This is a genomic window from Paenibacillus faecalis (assembly GCF_900289175.1).
GTDB lineage: Bacteria > Bacillota > Bacilli > Paenibacillales > Paenibacillaceae > Paenibacillus_AQ > Paenibacillus_AQ faecalis.
This window is the reverse complement of record NZ_LT985747.1, coordinates 4005918-4025086: the sequence shown is the minus strand read 5'-3', so window position 1 is coordinate 4025086 and position 19169 is coordinate 4005918. Positions and strand designations below refer to the sequence as shown.

The following is a 19169-nucleotide window of genomic DNA, read 5'->3' as shown; positions in this document are numbered from 1 at the left end:
CTTGGGACAGGCTCTTATTCATGCTGTTTTTTTAAAGATAGTAAAGACGTTTTTCTTAAAGAACAAATATTTTTACAGATCGTCAAAACCGTTGTCGTCGCCCACTTTACCGTAGTTACGGGACTTGGCTTCGAAGAAATCCGTTTTTGTTGCATTCAATGCTTCGTCCGAGAAAGGCTTGATCCAAGGCATGCAGTTCACATCCACGCCTTGATAGGCTTTTTCAAGTCCCATCATTTTCAGGCGGCGGTTCGCGATGTATTTGATATAGTCAGACAACTCGTTTAGATCAATTCCCCGAACGTTCGTTAATGTGTAATGGGCCCAGTTCGTTTCAAGCTCAACGGCACCATCAATGGTTCGATATACATAATCCATGTTCTCCTTGGTGTTAAGCTCTGGAAAGTCCTTTAACAGCTGTTTGAACACTTCACCGAAAAAGTAACAATGCTGGTTCTCGTCACGTTGAATGTAGGAGATCATCTGGCTTGTCGCCATCATCTTCTGATCCCGCGCCAGATTGTAGAAAAAGGCAAAGGTGCTGTAGAAGAAAATCCCTTCCAAGATCAGGTCAGCGACCATCGATTTAAAGAACGTCTGTGGTGATGGGTTTTCACGGAAAGATTGATAGATATCTGCGATGAAGCGGTTGCGGTCCAACAGTACCGGATCATGCTTCCAGTATTCGAATATCTCTTTCTGTTCCTGTTCCGTTACGATAGAAGACAGGACGTAAGAGTAGGATTGGTTGTGGACAACTTCTTGCTGAGCGATAATCGCCGAGATCGCTTCAAGAGAGGAGTCTGTGAAGTAGCGTTTTACATCCCCTACAAACATCGTCTGCATGGAATCCAGTACAGCGAGCAGAGAGATATTGATCTTGAATGTGCGCTGTTCTTCCGGATCAAGCAGCGGGAATTGCTGTGCATCTTTGGACATCGGTATCTCATCCGCAATCCAGTGATTCAGCAGGAGCACCTTGTACAGTTTATACATATGGGGCATCCGAATATCATTCCAGTTCAGAACACCTGAACATTGACCTTCAATGATGCGTGTCGATTGGTTAGGAGCTTCCGTATTAAATATTTTTTGAACTTGCATGTTTAATTCCTCCTTGGTGGGACGTGTATTTTTTGTAGCTATGTTTATCTCATGTGAGCGAATTCCGAAGGGAGAGCGCTCCTACAGGAAGTAGCGCAAAAGAACAGCAAAAGTAACTCCATATCATTGCTCTAAAAAGAGAAGCAAATCCCGAAGGGAGAGCGCTCCTAGCAGGAAGTAACGCAAAAGAACATCAAAAGTAACTCCATATCATTGCTCCAAAAGAGAAGCGAATCCCGAAGGGAGAGTGCTCCTAGCAGGAAGTAATGCAAAAGAACATCAAAAGCAACTCCATATCATTGCACCAAAGAAAAGCGAACCCCAAAGGGAGAGCGCTCCTAGCAGGAAGTAACGCAAAAGAACAGCAAAGTAACTCCTATCATTGCTCCAAAAGAGAAGCGAACCCCAAAGGGAGAGCGCTCCTAGCAGGAAGTAACGCAAAAGAACACCAAAAGCAACTCCATATCATTGCTCTAAAAGAGAAGCGAATCCCGAAGTGGAGAGCGTTCCTAGCAGGAAGTGACGCAAAAGAACACCAAAAGTAACTCCATATCATTGCTCTAAAAGAGAAGCGAATCCCGAAGTGGAGAGCGTTCCTAGCAGGAAGTAACGCAAAAGAACACCAAAGCAACTCCTTATCCCTGCTCCCAAGCCAAGCGTTCCCGAAGGGAGAAAGCGATCTTAGCACCCAAGTAACTGTTCAAGCGCCTCACAAATGTGTCTCGAAGTCTTGCGGGTGTCCAGAGGGCAGAGCCCTTGGGGCCCTCCCTTGGAAGGGAGGGTTTGGGAGGGTTCGAAAAATCAACTTGCACACGATTCACATTCCTCAATCGTAAGCGCACGGCTTCGCACATAATAGGTAGACTTCAAGCCTGCCTTCCAGGCATGAAGGTGCAGATCCAGAAACTCCGAGGCCCGGATGTCCGGACGCACATACAGGTTGAAGCTTTGTGCCTGATCCACATGGCGCTGACGGGCAGCTGCCATTTTAATAGACCAGTGCTGATCGATCAGGAAAGCCGTTTTGTAGTACCAGATTGTTTTCTCGGATAAGTCTGGAGCCGGGTTAGCGACTTTATACGTAGTTTTTTCCTCATACGAGAGAAGCTCATACAGCGGATCGATGCTGGCAGTTGAGCCGGCAATAATCGAAGTGGAGCCATTTGGGGCGATGGCAAAGAGCCAGGCGTTACGGACACCGTTTTGCTTTACCTCTTGCTGCAATTCACGCCACTGTTCAGTCGTTACATATTTGCCCTCATGGCCGCCGTCGATGTAGCCGCGATATGCAAAGTATTCGCCGCTCTCCCAATCGGAGCCTTTGAATTTCGGGTAATGCCCTTTCTCTTTAGCCAACTCCATGCTGGATTTGATCAGCAGGTAATTGATTTTTTCATACAGATTGTTGTTATACTCAACGGCCTCATCCGATTCCCAGCGGATTTCTTCCAGGGCAAGCAGATGATGCAGGCCGAAAGTTCCGAGGCCAACGGCACGGTATTGGCTGTTGGTGTATTGCGCTTGCAGCACTTCGATGTTGTTAATGTCAATGACGTTATCCAGCATACGCACTTGGATCGGGATGAGACGCTCCAGAACATTGGCCGGAACCGCACGTGCGAGGTGAATGGAATTCAGATTGCAGACAACAAAATCGCCAGGCACTTTGGAAATGACAATGCGAGTCTGTCCATCTTTCGTTACAAGCTCTTCTTGCTCAATAACTGTGGATGATTGGTTTTGCATAATTTCAGTACACAGGTTGGAAGAGTAGACCATACCATGTGCAGAGTTCGGATTCGCACGGTTAACCGTATCACGGTAGAACATATAAGGTGTGCCGGTTTCGAGCTGTGATTTCATAATCCGCTTCATGATGTCAATCGCCTGAACCGTAATGCGGGAGAGCAGCGGATGTGCGACGGCTTCAGCATATTTTTCACGGAACGTACCTTGGCCCAGCTTCTCATCGTAGAAGTCTTCCAGACCGAGCGGACGGCCGTTCTCGTCTTTCCAACCCATCACTTTTTTCACTTCATGCGGGCAAAAGAGGCTCCATTCATCACGGGCTTCCACAGCTTCCATGAACAGATCGGGCAAGCATACGCCGTGAAACACGTCATGCGCTCTCATACGCTCGTCACCATTGTTCAGCTTGAGGTCCAGGAAGGCGAGAATATCTTTATGAAAAACATCCAGGTAAACGGCGATGGCTCCTTTACGTGTACCGAGCTGATCGACGCTGACGGCGGTGTTATTCAATTGACGAATCCAAGGAATAACGCCGGAGCTGGTGTTTTTATGTCCACGGATGTCGGAGCCGCGGGCACGAACCTTGCCGAGGTAAACCCCGATGCCGCCGCCCATTTTACTGAGACGTGCCACGTCGGTATTGGAGTCAAAAATTCCTTCAAGCGAGTCATCCACCGTGTCAATAAAGCAGCTGGACAGCTGACCGGCTACCTTTTTCCCCGCATTGGACAATGTCGGTGTAGCAGGCGTCATGTAGATGTTGCTCATCGCCCAATAGGCTTCTTTTACAAGTTCGATACGTTTTTCAGCGGGCTCTTTATGCATGAGATACATCGCAATGATCATGTAGCGTTCCTGCGGAAGCTCCATCACACGGCCATCAAAATCAGTTGCCAGATAACGCTCGGAAAGTGTCAGCAGTCCTATGTAATCGAACAGCAGGTCGCGGGTATGATCAATCGTTTCTCCCAGCTCCTCAATCTGTGCCTTGGTGTAGCATTCCATCAGTTCTTCACGGTAAATTCCTTTCTGAACAAGCTCTGAGACGAGTTGGAAAAAAGATCCGTACGGCTCTTCCGGATACGCTTTGTAACGGCGGTGATTGGCCGCTTTTTTGTAAAGAGAGGTCAAAAGTGAGCGTGCCGCTGCAAACTTCCAGTTCGGCTCCTCTTTGCTTACCAGTTCAAGTGCCGACATGGTGAATGCGCTGCTGATTTCTTCACCAGTTATTTTCTCGTTGCGAAGTTTGGAGCGAACGCCGCGAAGCAGCTGTTCCTTGTTCAGCGTGTCCAATCCGTTCAAGATGCGATCGGCATACACAGAGAGGCGGTTTTCGTCAAAAGCAAGCTGGCGATTGTTCGGTTTAACTACAAGTTGGGGCATGGGGAATTCCTCGCTTTCTACTAAAAAATAAAGAAAAAGAGCATAAAAAAAACATTTTCCAAACCCGTAAGGCAAGAAAATGTTCGTATGCGCTGTGAATGATATGCTCATAGCAGATGAAGCCGCTTTATAGGGCATCAGGCTTGAACAGACGCAAAAAAGTGAACACTTTCCTAAGTTCCCGTAGGATCGGTGTTGTATTTGCATACAGGCAGGTCTCCTGACTTGGGGCGAATCTGGCGCCTTCCCAAAGGTCGAAATTAAACCTTCAGTGGCATAAAAACCAGGATTCGTCTTCGAATCGCATAAGATGCGATCCGGGTAAGCCCTTTACAGTGGCGGGACCGTGATGGATTTGCACCATACTTCCCTATTAAGTCTGACGAATAATTCAGTCGTCAAACACCTGTGTGCACTATATTTTGTTGCTGATAACTAATTTAACCCAATATATTGTGTTTGTAAACTATAATCTTAAAATTTGACGCAATTCGAATTATAGCAAATGACCTCATAATCCGCTAATCTGCAAAGTGCCAATAGGGATGTGATATTTCGCATAAACAGACGAATGATAGGGGTTTATTCGGCGATTTAGACCCTTATAAATTATTATTTTTGCGGAAAAAATAGGTGATTGGTAGTGGGGTAATTTTGAAATATGGCTGCTGGCTGATACAATATAAATATTCATTTGGTTGAGGAGGGTGAAGCAAGATGGCCATTGCAGAAGTTACCGTTATCCCGATTGGAACGGCGACGACCAGTTTGAGTAAGTATGTTGCCGAGATGCAGCGGGTACTGGAAAGGCAGGAAGGAATCTCTTACGAGCTAACCTCGATGAGCACGATTATAGAAGGGGAACTTTCCTCTGTATGGCGGGCTATTGCTGCTTTGCATGAAGCGCCTTTTCTGTCTGGCGCTCAGCGGGTATCGACATCCGTCAAAATCGATGACCGCCGTGATCAAGTCTCTTCGAGCAAGCAAAAACTTCAATCCGTACGGAAAAAACTAGGAAATTAACAGATAACCTCCGTCTTTTCCATATAAAAAGGGTTGAAATTTTATTTGAGCGAGTTATAATATTTTTTGTCGTTTTATTACGACATTTTATTTGCTGGTGTAGCTCAGGGGTAGAGCAACGCACTCGTAATGCGTAGGTCGGGGGTTCAATTCCCTTCACCAGCATCCTTAGAAAGTCAATGACGGCGCGGTTTTCCGAGTTTTCGGAATCGCGCCGTAATTGTTAAATAACCTATACTTCTACCATTTTTCCACCCTTTATTCGAGTAAAGTGGGTTTTCGTCCTCGATTTGGTTCCTAAGATCGAGTCACCAATTGTATTTAGGAACAGCTTGCATTTATACAGTGTTAGCAAACAAAGCAATTGATCGAATGCTGCTATCATTTTTTGTATCATGTTGATCTTGGGCTGCTATATCTAAGAAGATTTTCAGTTGCTGTTCATTCCACACTTCAAACTTTGCCTTTTTTCCTTACAATAAATTAATCCTACTTGAATGGACTGGAGAAATTGAAAAATCCTTTAAAGATTGTTCTAATTATTTCTATCTTCTTGAATGTATTATTGTCTGTTGTTTATTATAATCAATATGTAAATGACAAAGACAATTATGGAACCGGAGATAGTAGCTCTTATAGAGTATTTATTCATGGTCTTGATTATTTCAGTAAATTTATAAATGAAATAGAAGAAGGAAATGAAAAAAAAGAGAATATGCATCTATTAGTTAATGCAGACGAAAGACTTAACATGGCAATTAATTCATTTATTCGATTTAAGAACTCTATGACATCGACAAACATGAATCCTCATATCATAGAACAGGTATTGGAAAATGTAGACGAGGCAATGTTTGCAGGGATGTCTGACTTTGCTTTAGAAAAAGAAAATAGTATAAGTGAATTTAAGGATTTGAAAAATGAAATAGACAAACTACTTAGCCTTTTGCCCGATTCTTACACCCCTCAAAATAAAGAGGAATTTATTGAAACATTAAATAATATACTTATGTAGATTTTAAAAACGGTAGAATCAGTTTTTTTGATTTTACCGTTTTATTATATTAATTGAAGTAATATCATATTTGATCCGTAAACAAGCTAGGATCTAAGAAAGCCATGAGGGTACATGATTTATAACCTGTTATGGCTGTTTTAATATGTGGGAGTTGTATTTTTTTCTGATATTTGTATTGTGGAAATAAGGCGAGAATGACACGCACGAGTCGCATGAATGCGGCAATTGTAACCGGGGCGTACCTCTTCTCGCTTTTTTTGCATAAATGCTGCGTGGTTTTTGAATTATTTTAAATATTTTAAGAAAAAAGAGTAACTACTTCCTTAAATTGAGTGTTGTATCCATAGGTGCCTAAATTTGGAGTGGGGGAGGCGTTGTAAGATTGAAGCAGGCCCTTAATACACCTAGTCAATGGAGGGAAAAAGTTGAAAAAATCTAAATGGCTCTTATCGGTATTACTTGCATTTGTCTTAACGATTCAATTATTGCCAGGTTTCTCTAATGCTTCATCAGCTTCGGTTGAAGAAAGTTCAATTAGTGTTCAGTATTTAGGGGTTAACGAGAGTGAAATTGGGACTGAAATTCCGTTAGAATTTGTTAAACAATTTGGGGAATACGATAACCCAAATGAAATAACAGAAAGATACTACTTTATGTCATTTAACGAAGACGGTACAACTACTACAAATGAAATTGATGAAAGTCAACTTAATACTCTTTCTGTTTCACCTACTGCTGTGAATGGTGTAACTGTTTCCACTAGGATTGATCCAGTGCCTGGTAAATCTCAGATGACTATGAAATCTACGATTCGAAGTATTACAGGGAAAAAGCCAAATAAATTAGATTTTAAGCTTCAGTTAGGAAAAGCAGCAACTAGATCCAATTCAACGTCGGTAATATCTTCTGTTACTTATACTCTGCAGGGGGTTCTTGGTATAAAGGTCGGCGCTGAAGTCAAGCATACTTTTAACATAAGTGGAACTGGTTTTTATACAGGTGTGTTAGATTTGACAGCGAAAAATTTGCTTGGCGGAGTTGTAGGGACGGATAGAGCAAACACTGATACTCTTTTGGTAAATAAAATAGGTGACCTATATCCGGTTTATACTGACCCTGCGTCAAAAAAAGTTATGAAGGAACCTGCAAGGGCTGATTGGGCTCGTGTCCCTTCGGTTAAATGGACAACACATGACCGTAATAAGTATATACAATGGTATAATAAAAAATATCCAAATGTATATGATTGGAATAAAAATCACGTTCATCATATGCGGCCTAGAAACCTAGGGGGAACTAATGATTATAGTAATCTTATTCCGCTGCCAAAGACTTTTCATACTGGTACCGTAAGTCCGTGGTTTACTAGATATTAGTTATAAAAGGTGAGGACGAATATTGTGAATAACTTAGAAGCATTAAACAAAGGATTTAAACATTTGGTTAGTAAAAATAAAGACCCAGTAGTTATTCAGAATATTAATGGATATGAAGAAGAAGTGATTTTACATTTGAATGCTCCGGCCAGGGATGAAGATCTGTCAATTCTTTTAGAAAAAATAAGTTATAAGTTACCAAAAGATTATGAAGATTTTCTAAGAATCACAAATGGTTGTATGCTCTTTGGGGAAGAAAATGAATTATATAACGTTGATACCGTTATAGAGCAGAAGGACATCATTGATTTGACCTATGAAAAATCCGAGTTGTTAAATGTGGCTTATATTTTGCAAGATTACATTATTATTAATTTAGAAGAAGCTGCACAAGGAAAATCGGAGTATGTGTACGTGATTGATTCATACTCTCCAATTGAATACCTTAGAAGTTTGAAATGTGATTTTCAAACCTGGTTAGATCGCTTTATTGTGAGTCAAGGAAATAAATACTGGGATTGGATATAAAAATGTAAACGAATTATTCCAATTTGGTCGCTGATACTTCAGCGGCCTTTTTTACACATAATGAAAAAATCAAAAATCATTATAGAATTCATCACATAGATTCGAATTAGTGAGGAAATGCTTGGGTTTGTTATGAGTTTTCGTGTAAATACTGAATATTTTGAAAAATGTGATTTTGACACAGATTTTCGTTTCTCAGTAAAATGGTTTTGTTCTTCCTCTCTAGTTACTAAGTACAGATGCTTTTAATAGCAAGGAGCGTAGCGTTTTTGCTGCGGCCGGTACGGTCGCCGTTCTTTCAGAAGCGGTGCCAGATACACTATACGATATTGCTTTAATATCGCTTGCTACAGGCTTCACTATCTATTTTCTTATATGCTAATCAGGCAATTTAAACAGGACAGAAAAATACAGGAGGTGAAACATGGCTAGGATAGCTAAACTCATCCAGAAAATGAAGAACCGCCAAGTGGTATCCAATATGATGAAGTCGCAAAGGTTCTCCGGCATTACGGATACATATTAGTGCCAACGAGAGGTTCACACCACCATTTCCGAAATGAATCCGGCGACCTAATCACCATCAAGAAGGAAACACCACTAAAGGCGGTCTACATCAAAGACGTATTGGATAGGATAGGGGAGTGACGGCTCCCCTATCCTAATACAAATAATATCCTAGTCAAAAAACAATGGCAAATAAGGATTTAGCGTATTACATGGCGCTCCCGTATACAATTCAGATACGACATATTAAAGATGAAAGCGGAAGTTACTTTTACGCCTCTGTCGCTGAATTGGACGGTTGCCAAAGCAACGGTAACACGTTGGAAGAGGCTTACGAAAGCATCCGGGAGGCCATGGAAGGTTATCTTGAAGTTAAGCTTGAATATGGCGATCCGATTTCAGAACCAAATACGGAAGATGCCTACAGTGGTAAATTTAACTTGCGAGTGCCTAAGAGTTTGCACAAACACCTTGCGGAACGAGCTGCAGCCGAGAATGTTTCATTAAATCAATATTGCTTGTATAAATTGAGCCGCTAAATAGTTCGGCTCAATTTAATGTTACAGTATTCAAAAATCTGTTGCTAAAGGGTTCCTATTTTTATAATCTGTGTTATTATTTTAGGGAGAATTACCCAAAATGATAAACAGGTGGTCTATATGACGGATATATTTGAAGAAGAAAGTGTTAATGATTCCGTATCCTCTTACAAAAAGTTATTAACATCGACGATATCTGAAGGGTACCCAAAGTATATGCAAGACAGCTTACTGAAAAAAATGGAGAAGGGGGAGGTTTTGCTTTTAAAAAGGGGGAAGAAGACACCTCGAAGCAAAGACATCCTTGATCTATCAGAGGTAGAAAGTACGATTGAGCAACTTTCACTGGCAATTGACCGTGAACAGAAAGCAGTAATGCATATTGAACGGAACGAATTTTATAAATCGTATAAATACGCTGCAGTATTTCATGTAGACCAAATAAATGAAGATCTAATTAAGGACTTACAAGATAAAGGGGAAATTAACAACTTTTTAAGTCCTAGTTACAATCATGATTTCTCTACGAATATATTACAAGGTGTTTCCAAACCAACCAGTTTGATGATTGGTAATGTCTTTATGTTTAAGTTTAGTAAAGTTCTGAGTGGTCATATTCCCGGATCGGGAGAGAAAAAACAAATTAAATACCCTATTCTGGGTATTTATTTTAAGCACATGAATATCCTTGAAGTCCGATTAGATAGCACAAGTGCGATTTTTAGACCATCTGATTTATTCTATGAATCGCAAATTGACTCTATTCTAGATTGGTTTGAAAAAAAACTTCAGTGTTCTTTTAGACCAGTTAATTTCCCTCCGGTTATTGAATACATTAAAAAAAGTAAACAGGCAGAAGTTGTAGTAGATGCTCAATCAATGAGTTTCCAAAAAGGCGGAAAAGCTATACTTGAAAATGGAATCAATGAAAATTACGTTCTTCCTTTACTCGGTGAATTGAAGGAATTAATAAGAGCTAATCAAGAACTTTTTGATAAAAGTCCAGAAATAAAAAAGTTGCTTGAAACCTTCGTCACCGAAACCGAAACTCTCGCGGACTTACCATGGATTACTTTGGTTTGGAAAAGCGACAAGACCAAAGTAAAGTTCAAGTTCGGTGTCACAGATGAAGATTATACAATATTACAGTATTACGGTCGTCATTCTGAGATGGAGAAGATGAATTATGTCACCGAGTATATTATTAAAAATCAAAGAGAGCTTAGAACATTCGGAAAAGATAACGCCGAGCAAACTAGAGACCTTACTCTCGATAATCAGTTCGTATAAAAAAGGAAATTATATCTACCCAGGTTCATTAATTAGACATCTTGATATCCCGATGAGTGAAGCATATGGCATTCTAGAAACTATAAAGGATCTGGGGATAATAAGACCGCATTACGAGTTATACTGTAGAAATTGTAGGAGATTTACAGGGATCGGATACGAAACGATTAATCAACTGCCACAATATGTTGAGTGTGAAGAATGTATGACTGAATTAGATCCAATTAATGACAGCATAGTTATTTACAAGGTGGTTTCTGATGAGTGACGTAGGGCTTACAGCTAAAGAATATATCTTAAGTCAATTTGCTGATGAGAAGAAGAGGTTTAGAGAAATTACCAGACTTGATGAAAAAGACGAACATGAATATAAAGTTCTTCTTGAAAAGCTAATCACCCTACATGAAGGGTCAGGTAAAGCATCTACAGCGGATAAGGGAAGAGCCCTAGAGAACTTGGTGACATTTCTTCTTGAAAAATCCAGTATTTTTGACGTGTATGATAATATAAGGAACACCACCAATGAAATTGACCAACTTCTCGAGTTAAATCATATTGGAAAGAGACTAAAGGATTTTATTACACTTCCTGGGGAAATGTTTCTCTCGGAATGTAAGAACTATAATAAAAAAATCAGTGTAACATGGGTAGGAAAGTTTTATACACTTCTTGCTTCAAATCAATCCAAGATTGGTCTTCTTTTTTCTTACTATGGTCTTTCGGGGAGTAACTGGAGTTCAGCAACGGGGTTAACAAGGAAGATTTTCTTACTTAAGGAGAAACTAGAGGATCGTACATATATTATCGATATCAATATCAATGATTTCAAAGCAATAGAGCAAGGTGAGAGCTTACTGGAGATTATTGATTTAAAAATGAAAGCACTAAGAATCCAGACAAATTTTGATAAATTCCTTAAGGAAAAACACCCTGCTTTATTAGAAAATTGGGATGATGACGCTGACTAGTCGCCTTTTAAAGGCGACTTTTTTTAGCGTGCGAAACATTAAACCACCCGCTATGAACTGCACTCCAATAGTTAGACACCATCTAACACTGGAGGTGCAGTTTTTTATGGCTAAGTTTAGTTCAGACGAAAAATTACAAGTAGTAATACGTTATCAAAATGGATCGGAAAGCTTGAAATCAATTGCTAAGTCCATGGACTCCATCACTCCGTCCTAGACTATTTGAGCATCATGGTGAAGGAGTTTTTAAAAAGCGCTATACACCATATTCCGTACAGGATAAACTAGACATACTTAATCATATGAATGAATATGGGTTGTCTGTTAGAGAAACGGCTGCGGTATTTAATATTGCGAGTCATAGTACCATTTTAAGCTGGCAAAGAAGCTTAGAATTACGAGGAATAGACGCCCTACAACCAAAGGAAAAGGGGCGTCCCTCCATGAAAAAGGATTCAAAAGAACAGAAGAATCAAACGTTAGCAGAAGGGTCCGTTGAGGCTTTACAAGCAGAGGTAGAGCGTTTGCGTATGGAGAATGCGTATTTAAAAAAGTTGAATGCCTTAGTTCAAAACAAGGAAAAATCACCAAAAAAGACAAAGCCCAAGTCGTCTATGAACTAAGGAACGAATTCTCGGTGAAAGCACTCCTACAGTTAGCGGATATCCCTCGAAGCACGTATTATTACATGGTAAAAACGTTCAGTATGCCTGACAAAGATGCTAAGTTAAAAGACGTTATTCAAGCGATTTACAAGGAGCACCAAGGGCGCTACGGTTATCGTCGTATTCGAGATGAGCTAGTGAATCGTGGACACCATGTTAATCATAAGAAAGTGCAGCGCTTGATGAAGGTATTGGGGTTAAAGTGCCTGATACGTATGAAGAAATATCGTTCGTATAAAGGCGAGGTTGGCAAGATTGCACCAAACATTTTAGAACGCGATTTTAACGCTGAAAAGCCAAATGAGAAATGGGTTACAGATATAACAGAGTTTAAATTGTTTGGAGAAAAACTATATTTATCTCCCATGCTAGATCTATATAATGGCGAAATTATTACGTATACAATTGGTTCAAGACCTGTCTATTCCCTTGTTTCCAAGATGTTAGATCAAGCATTCAAGCATCTAACGGATAAAGATGAGCTATTGATTCATTCTGACCAAGGCTGGCATTATCAGATGAAACAGTATCGTCATGCCCTTGAAAAACGTGGCATCAAACAAAATATGTCCCGCAAAGGTATTGCTACGATAATGCCGTCATTGAAAGCTTCTTTGGCATTATGAAATCTGAATTTCTCTATGTAAATGAATTTGAAAATATCGCGCATTTTAAACAAGAGCTATCAAAATACATCAATTATTATAATCACAAGCGAATTAAGGCGAAACTAAAAGGCATGAGTCCGGTACAGTACCGAACTCATGCACAACAAGTCGCCTAAAGAATTAACCTGTCTAACTTTATGGGGTCACTTCATTAGCGGGTGGAGGGATCGAGGGTTTGACCAATAAGACCACCCCGATAAAATTGAGATGTTCAGGCTCAATTGAAAGGAATGGTCTTAGATGGCAAACAAGAGCTATAGTCTAGCTCACACCAAGTGGATGTGCAAATACCACATAGTGTTCACCCCGAAGTATAGACGGAAAGAGATCTATAATCAAGTGAGGAAAGACTTGATCGAAATCATCAAACGTTTATGTAAATATAAGGGGGGAGATGATAGAAGGTCACATGATGCCCGATCATGTACATATGTTAGTAGCGATTCCCCCAAAATCTCGGTATCATCATTTATGGGATATCTGAAGGGAAAAAGCGCCCTAATGATATTCGAGAAGTATGCCAATTTGAAGTATAAATACGGAAATCGGAAATTTTGGGCGGAGGGATACTACGTTAGCACAGTGGGCTTAAGTGAAGCAACCGTCGCTAAATATATTCGTGAACGAGAAGCACATGACCAAGCAGTCGATAAACTGAGTGTGAAAGAGTACGAAGATCCATTCAGCGGAAACCGTAGCAAGAGAAAGTAAACCAGTTTAACTGGTAAGTGAAAGTGACAAATTACACTGAGCCTGAACAATTTTAAGGTCAAGCTAGCGTCTTTAGGCGCAGTTTGGCAACAGGGGGTTGGGGGTGGCGATGGTGTAGTATGGCTAGAGCACGCGATCCTAACCGTGATCGGCCTATAAAATTTGGCGTGAGCACGAAAGGAATATAACGAATCGTCAATTTGCCGAGCAGTTGGACGTGATGAAAAGAATCTTGTTGTTTGGAAACAACGCAGGCATAAATGGAATGTTGTACAACAATCTTCAGGTAGTGTTGTACAACAAAAAAAGAGGGGAGCGGCAAGAGGGAATAAGAATGACGCTGGGAATCGTGGTGGTGCTCCGCTGGGTAATCAAAATGCAAGGGTAATAAGGGTGATCCGGGAGGACCTTATCGAAACAAGAAGGCGTTAAAGCATGGCATGTACGAGACGATCTTCATGGATGCCTTGGAGCCGGATCAGCAGGAAATACTTGATCAGATCGACACGTCTTCTGAAGCTGCGCCATTGTTGTTAGAAAACCTGAACTGCTAACAATTTGCAACCTTTAGTCTGGTAAAGTGAGTTTTACGGCTTCAGTTTCTATGACACCCCTGTAAGGAGCACGGTGTGGGATAGAGCCGTTTATTTACAGTGTCGATGGCTTGACCTTAGATGTGTTCTTCTGCTAGCAGTACAAGCTGTTGCGAAGCAGTGGCTGCTAGATCGTCGTACGAAAGCCCACAAGCTCCAAGGATTGAAATTTGTTAACTTAGAAAAGATTATGTAAGTGATGGAGATTTGAGGACTATCGGAATTGATTGAATATAAGAAAGCATCTGATGGAATATGAGCAGCAGTCCTACCAGCTAATCGGTAGGCTTTTTTTTCTTTAAATATAATAAGCGGTTCACTTTTTTTATATTACGTCCAAACATGGAACATCCAAAAAAGAAGGGCTAGAAATTGTCTGAGTACAGAAAAGAAAAAAAATACAGTTTGATTGACATTCAGTGGAAAATATAATAATCTATATATGAATACATGATCATATATTAGCAAAATGTGTTTTAACGGGGTGAAAAATATGAGTGAAGAGAGCAGAAACATGAAGATATGTTTAATGAAGGTTGAGCATACTGCACATTATTAATTTAGAGGAGGGAGCTTAAAATGGGACACGATCATGGGCACGACCATACACATGGTGCAAATAAAAAGACATTATTGATCAGTTTTATTATTATTACAGGTTATATGATTGTTGAAGCAGTTGGAGGATTCCTTACCAACAGCCTTGCGTTATTATCGGATGCAGGACATATGTTGAGTGACTCCATATCACTCGGAATTGCGTTATTGGCCTTTACACTTGGGGAAAAAGCCGCTAACTACAGTAAAACATATGGATATAAACGATTTGAAATATTAGCAGCAGTTCTTAATGGGGCGACACTCGTATTTATTGCCATATATATTTTTTATGAAGCATTTCAGCGTTTTCAAAATCCACCCGAAGTTGCTTCAACTGGAATGTTAATCATCGCTTCAATTGGCTTGCTAGTCAATATTTTTGTTGCATGGATTATGATGCGCGGCGGGGATGTGAAAGAGAACTTGAATTTGCGCGGAGCATACTTGCATGTCATTAGCGATATGCTTGGTTCCATTGGCGCTATTATTGCTGCCCTGCTTATGATGTTCTTCGGTTGGGGTTGGGCAGATCCACTCGCAAGTGTCATTGTTGCCGCACTCGTATTACGCAGCGGTTATTATGTTATGAAATCGGGGCTCCATGTCCTGATGGAAGGGGCACCACAAAATGTAGATATGGACGCTGTGATTCAAACAATTCAAAATGCAAAAGGTATTCAAAGCGTTCACGACTTGCATGTCTGGTCGATTACAAGCGGGTTAAATGCACTTTCCTGCCATGCAGTTGTAGATAATCAAATGTCCATTTCTGATAGTGAACGATTGCTCCATCAAATCGAACATGATCTTGAACACCTAAATATTCACCATATGACGATTCAATTAGAAACGTCTGCCCATCAGCATGACAATACGATTTTGTGTAAAATGAAAGCCGAATCATCTGGACACCACCATCATCACCATCACTGATTAGGTTCGATCAACTTTAAAACCCAATTACATTCCGATAAACCCAGAAAAACCCTCCCGGCTAAATGCCGGCAGGGGATCTCTTCAGTTTATTAAATGAATGCGCAAGAACTTAAGATAATAACCAGCAAGATGAACAATACCAGAATAAATCCTATTCCGCCACCAAATCTACAGCATCCTACGCCGAATCCACCTACTACACCACTCATTGATGATACCTCCTTGGTTTATAAACTACACATTATATTATGTTGATTAAGTTAGGTGGTCAGGGCTTTTAGGTAATAAACGAGCCTAATTAAAGGCAGTAGCATAGATGTTGGGCATTATTATTAATCCCTAAGTGTTTGTAAATATCAAAGACCCTGCCAGTGAAGGGGTCTTTTTTAACAAGTCCTTTTCTGCTCCGTGGTATAATTTCGGGAAAAGGAGAGTGGCTGTTTTCGCTCGAAAGTGTAGAGAAAATGAAAGACCTGTAGGAGATAATGATTGGGTTATAGCCCCGGCGTTACACAACACAGAATGTTAGTTAATGTCCAGCATTTGGTCTCAAAATGGCACACAAGAATTAACTAGATTAAACTTGATCTCCTTCTATGAAGCCAGTACATCGCTCAAACAAAAGTATTAAAATCAATATAGGGCAGGATACTAGCTTTAACTTGATGAATAATATATATGATGATTTTATGCTTATGAGGGGGCAACTATGGATCATAACAAAACGATATGTCCGAAATGTGGCAGTAGAGAAACATCAAAAGGCGTTCAGTATAATCAAGGAAATGTATACCCAGTGAAAAAAACAGTATTTATGGGTTTTGGATCAGAAGTGCTGCATATATTTTGCTCTAAATGTGGTTTTATTAAAGAAAGTTTTGTTAAAAACCCTGAAAAATTTAAGGACAAAGATGATTGAATTGACGGGGAACTATAGATTAGAATCAACAGCCTAACCGCCTGATATGGCGGTTTTTCTTATATATTGATATCTCTATCCTGGATCTACTCCCTGTTTTCTTTAGTTAATTCTATTAAGTAATCAATTGTTACATCAATTGATATGGTTTTTTTGAAGAGAATCAGGGAATAGAAAATGGCAGACTATGATGGGTAGCCACGTAGTCTGCCATTTTTTTTATTACATTAACGTTTTCCGTTACTTTATTAGTTAAAGCGTTATTTGCGAGCGGAGAAAATGAACTTTTCCAGTGCTGCTGTATTCGTAATACTCTGATTACATACTTGATTATCTAAACATACGTAATGACCGATAGCAGCATAATTGTCCGCTGAAGGGACCGATGGCTTGGTCTTGACTGAAAAAAATGCAAGTTCATGGTGCCGATTGCAGAACAAGCAATACCCTTTCTTGTTCGTCGGCGTAATTCTCCCCTCGATGCCGATAAATTTTCCTTCAAACGGATATACAATGAACAGTTTATTCGTGGCAATATCCATCCAGCTGAGATACGTCACAAATCGGAAATTGATGGATTGCAGATTAGGCACTTTCAGTTTCTTGGTTTTTGGGAAAAGCTTCTCAATCTGCTTGGGTGTAATCGGTGGGTATGGCTCCAGGTATTGTTCTAATTCGCTGAGATATCTTTGGAAATCATATGCCGTTTCGAAAGTTGATACTTGTTCCAGCATCTTCCGCTGATCTTCGCTCAAGTTAGGAAACACTTCAAAAATGTTCAATACAGAGCGATATCTTACTGTTTCCAAGACACTCCGATCCGCTACACTCCGCAATGTTTTCAGGATAAACTCCGCTTGTTTTTTAATGACGTTATATTGATGGTTTTTAATAAATGGTGTACTCATAGCTCTTCAGCCCCTTATTTTTATTAAAAGTTCATAAGGTGCAAAGCCCGCTATAAGAAACGATAAAATTAAGTTTGGGCGATAAAATCAAGCAACATCCTATCGCACCTCACGCAAAGTATCGCCCTGAAATCAGGCTTTGCATGAGGACTTCCTAGCTAATGAGCAATTCAGCATCGCCACCAGTAAAACCCCCAATCACATTTTGTAAGAAAAGTATAGCAAATAACTGCTTTCGGGAGCAATGATGTCTGGTATATTCATATGCCTTTATGTGAGCCGGTTCTTTCGTTTTGGGGATGTGTCTCTTTATGCAGCTTCAAGTTGGGTACTTGGTTCAGGCTAAAGCTTTCACCAAAAATGCTAGTTTGGAGTATTTTGATATTATACTTGTCCTTGCTGTTCACGCAGTAGTTGAGCAGGTAAGAAAGGGGCGATCTGTGATGAGAATCGTTAGATTAGGTGTTGATGCTGGGCATGGTGGAAAAGATTCTGGAGCCGCGCAGAATTCTTTAATGGAAAAGACGATTGCTCTTAACATCTGTTTGGGGATAAAAACGCAGGTAGAAAGAGAGTATGAGGGTATCGAGGTTTTTCTTACTCGAAGTACGGACGTATTTTTAGAACTCGAAGAACGTACCGATATGATGAATAAGCTTGGTGTTGATGCGCTTGTTTCTGTCCATTGTAACGCAGGCGGGGGAATGGGAGGTTTCGAAAGCTACCGTTATACAAAGGCGAGCGCAAACGCCGTTAAACTTCAAGATTCTATTCATAAGGAATTGATGGTTCAGCTAAGTCCATTTGGTGTCAGAGATCGAGGACAAAAGACGAAAAATCTTCATATGGTGCGAGAAAGTAAAATGCCCGCTGCTTTAACGGAAAATCTATTTATTGATGTATTGGCAGATTCAGAACGCTTAAAGCGCCCCGATATCATTCAGGCTATCGTGGATGGACATGTGATGGGAATAGGGAAGTATTTTGAACTCAAGAAAAAGGAGGGAAAGGAAAATATGGACACGGTAAATGTAATCGCTTACGGGAAGAAGATAAAAGAAGGATTCCTGATGGATGGTACGGTATATGTTCCCCTGCGAGCGCTGGCTGAAGCATCTGGCGATATCGTGACTTGGGATAATACAACAAAGACAGCTACAGTTACGAAAAAGGATTGATGTATGAGTAGAACAGATCTCTAAAATTCATGCTCTCGCAATGAGTAGAGCGTGGTAAACACAGAGCCTCCTAAGATAAAAAGTGGGAGGCTTTTGGACATTCATTTCGTTATTTTATCCATAATGATCGCGGATAGGATCAGAGACAAGAGACCTGCAATAGTAAAGTAAATGATCTCGAATACATTCTGATAAAAAGTATTGTCCAGATATAAAATCTCAAAGATTACAAATCTCCCCGCCATGTAAAAAAGAACAATTAGTGCAAATAAGATAAGCGTCCTTGCAGCAAATTGCATAGTTGCATCACACCTTGTTAATGGAGTACTTACTTAACGGTTTTACTGTGATATTCGTGTCTTTAATTAATAATTAACCACTTGAATTGAATTTTCAAACGGATTATTTAATTAACTTGTATAGATTAGATACTTCCATTCCCACCAGCACCACTGGATAGTCCAGAATTTAGTACAGTCTCTATAGACTATCTATCATACAAT

16 protein-coding genes, 1 tRNA gene, 1 pseudogene and 1 riboswitch are annotated in these 19169 nt (G+C 40.2%); of the genes and pseudogenes, 15 read left to right on the top strand and 3 right to left on the bottom strand.

Features of this window, described 5'->3' with window-relative positions:
- Nucleotides 1-72 precede the first annotated feature (72 nt).
- Together C8268_RS18885 and C8268_RS18875 are read right to left on the bottom strand one after the other, a co-directional pair.
- Nucleotides 73-1104: a ribonucleotide-diphosphate reductase subunit beta gene (locus C8268_RS18885; protein ID WP_106769094.1), complete on the bottom strand. Its 1032-nt coding sequence runs from the start codon at nt 1102-1104 to the stop codon at nt 73-75.
- 801 nt (nt 1105-1905) lie between these two features.
- Entirely contained in the window at nt 1906-4239 is a 2334-nt protein-coding gene (locus C8268_RS18875) for a ribonucleoside-diphosphate reductase subunit alpha (protein ID WP_106770027.1), read from the bottom strand.
- Between the two features lie 193 nt (nt 4240-4432).
- Nucleotides 4433-4664, bottom strand: a riboswitch (cobalamin riboswitch).
- Between the two features lie 292 nt (nt 4665-4956).
- On the opposite strand from C8268_RS18875, the gene C8268_RS18870 reads away from it, so the two are divergent.
- From C8268_RS18870 to C8268_RS18800, 14 genes and pseudogenes are all read left to right on the top strand, one after another.
- A complete protein-coding gene (locus C8268_RS18870) occupies nt 4957-5262 on the top strand; it encodes an MTH1187 family thiamine-binding protein (protein WP_106769092.1) in 306 nt (101 codons plus the stop codon).
- Nucleotides 5263-5355: 93 nt separating this feature from the next.
- A tRNA-Thr gene (locus tag C8268_RS18865) sits at nt 5356-5427 on the top strand.
- A 346-nt stretch (nt 5428-5773) separates the two neighbouring features.
- Nucleotides 5774-6277: a hypothetical protein gene (locus C8268_RS18860; RefSeq protein ID WP_106769091.1), complete on the top strand. Its 504-nt coding sequence runs from the start codon at nt 5774-5776 to the stop codon at nt 6275-6277.
- A 428-nt stretch (nt 6278-6705) separates the two neighbouring features.
- Nucleotides 6706-7656 carry an HNH endonuclease gene (locus C8268_RS18855; RefSeq protein ID WP_106769090.1) on the top strand — a complete coding sequence of 317 codons (951 nt, stop codon included), beginning with the start codon at nt 6706-6708 and terminating at the stop codon, nt 7654-7656.
- A 24-nt stretch (nt 7657-7680) separates the two neighbouring features.
- Nucleotides 7681-8184, top strand: a complete 504-nt coding sequence (locus C8268_RS18850) for an SMI1/KNR4 family protein (RefSeq protein WP_158702777.1) — start codon at nt 7681-7683, stop codon at nt 8182-8184.
- A gap of 525 nt (nt 8185-8709) precedes the next feature.
- A complete protein-coding gene (locus tag C8268_RS23250) occupies nt 8710-8832 on the top strand; it encodes a hypothetical protein (RefSeq protein WP_234032896.1) in 123 nt (40 codons plus the stop codon).
- A gap of 71 nt (nt 8833-8903) precedes the next feature.
- Nucleotides 8904-9230 carry a type II toxin-antitoxin system HicB family antitoxin gene (locus C8268_RS18840; RefSeq protein ID WP_234032895.1) on the top strand — a complete coding sequence of 109 codons (327 nt, stop codon included), beginning with the start codon at nt 8904-8906 and terminating at the stop codon, nt 9228-9230.
- Nucleotides 9231-9350: 120 nt separating this feature from the next.
- Nucleotides 9351-10520: a hypothetical protein gene (locus C8268_RS18835; protein ID WP_106769087.1), complete on the top strand. Its 1170-nt coding sequence runs from the start codon at nt 9351-9353 to the stop codon at nt 10518-10520.
- A 260-nt stretch (nt 10521-10780) separates the two neighbouring features.
- On the top strand, nt 10781-11488 hold the full coding sequence (locus C8268_RS18825) for an acetylglutamate semialdehyde dehydrogenase (protein WP_106769085.1): 708 nt from the start codon (nt 10781-10783) through the stop codon (nt 11486-11488).
- 106 nt (nt 11489-11594) lie between these two features.
- Nucleotides 11595-12937 (top strand): annotated as a pseudogene (locus C8268_RS18820) (IS3 family transposase).
- Nucleotides 12938-13061: 124 nt separating this feature from the next.
- Nucleotides 13062-13532, top strand: a complete 471-nt coding sequence (tnpA, locus tag C8268_RS18815; protein WP_106769084.1) for an IS200/IS605 family transposase — start codon at nt 13062-13064, stop codon at nt 13530-13532.
- A 220-nt stretch (nt 13533-13752) separates the two neighbouring features.
- Nucleotides 13753-13920: a hypothetical protein gene (locus C8268_RS22775; protein WP_158702776.1), complete on the top strand. Its 168-nt coding sequence runs from the start codon at nt 13753-13755 to the stop codon at nt 13918-13920.
- A 784-nt stretch (nt 13921-14704) separates the two neighbouring features.
- Nucleotides 14705-15658, top strand: a complete 954-nt coding sequence (locus C8268_RS18810; RefSeq protein ID WP_106769083.1) for a cation diffusion facilitator family transporter — start codon at nt 14705-14707, stop codon at nt 15656-15658.
- A 712-nt stretch (nt 15659-16370) separates the two neighbouring features.
- Nucleotides 16371-16580: a transcription initiation factor TFIIIB gene (locus C8268_RS18800; protein ID WP_106769081.1), complete on the top strand. Its 210-nt coding sequence runs from the start codon at nt 16371-16373 to the stop codon at nt 16578-16580.
- A 260-nt stretch (nt 16581-16840) separates the two neighbouring features.
- Here C8268_RS18800 and C8268_RS18795 read toward each other — a convergent pair whose 3' ends face one another.
- Nucleotides 16841-17488 carry a FusB/FusC family EF-G-binding protein gene (locus tag C8268_RS18795; RefSeq protein ID WP_106769080.1) on the bottom strand — a complete coding sequence of 216 codons (648 nt, stop codon included), beginning with the start codon at nt 17486-17488 and terminating at the stop codon, nt 16841-16843.
- Nucleotides 17489-17820: 332 nt separating this feature from the next.
- On the opposite strand from C8268_RS18795, the gene C8268_RS18790 reads away from it, so the two are divergent.
- Entirely contained in the window at nt 17821-18666 is an 846-nt protein-coding gene (locus C8268_RS18790) for an N-acetylmuramoyl-L-alanine amidase (protein ID WP_234032893.1), read from the top strand.
- Nucleotides 18667-19169 lie beyond the last annotated feature (503 nt).

Coding starts and splice junctions, on each gene's coding strand:
- C8268_RS18885 (WP_106769094.1), bottom strand. CDS start 1,104: ATGCAAGTTCAAAAAATATTTAATACGGAAGCTCCTAACCAATCGACA.
- C8268_RS18875 (WP_106770027.1), bottom strand. CDS start 4,239: ATGCCCCAACTTGTAGTTAAACCGAACAATCGCCAGCTTGCTTTTGAC.
- C8268_RS18870 (WP_106769092.1), top strand. CDS start 4,957: ATGGCCATTGCAGAAGTTACCGTTATCCCGATTGGAACGGCGACGACC.
- C8268_RS18840 (WP_234032895.1), top strand. CDS start 8,904: ATGGCGCTCCCGTATACAATTCAGATACGACATATTAAAGATGAAAGC.
- C8268_RS18835 (WP_106769087.1), top strand. CDS start 9,351: ATGACGGATATATTTGAAGAAGAAAGTGTTAATGATTCCGTATCCTCT.
- C8268_RS18825 (WP_106769085.1), top strand. CDS start 10,781: ATGAGTGACGTAGGGCTTACAGCTAAAGAATATATCTTAAGTCAATTT.
- tnpA (WP_106769084.1), top strand. CDS start 13,062: ATGGCAAACAAGAGCTATAGTCTAGCTCACACCAAGTGGATGTGCAAA.
- C8268_RS22775 (WP_158702776.1), top strand. CDS start 13,753: ATGAAAAGAATCTTGTTGTTTGGAAACAACGCAGGCATAAATGGAATG.
- C8268_RS18810 (WP_106769083.1), top strand. CDS start 14,705: ATGGGACACGATCATGGGCACGACCATACACATGGTGCAAATAAAAAG.
- C8268_RS18800 (WP_106769081.1), top strand. CDS start 16,371: ATGGATCATAACAAAACGATATGTCCGAAATGTGGCAGTAGAGAAACA.
- C8268_RS18795 (WP_106769080.1), bottom strand. CDS start 17,488: ATGAGTACACCATTTATTAAAAACCATCAATATAACGTCATTAAAAAA.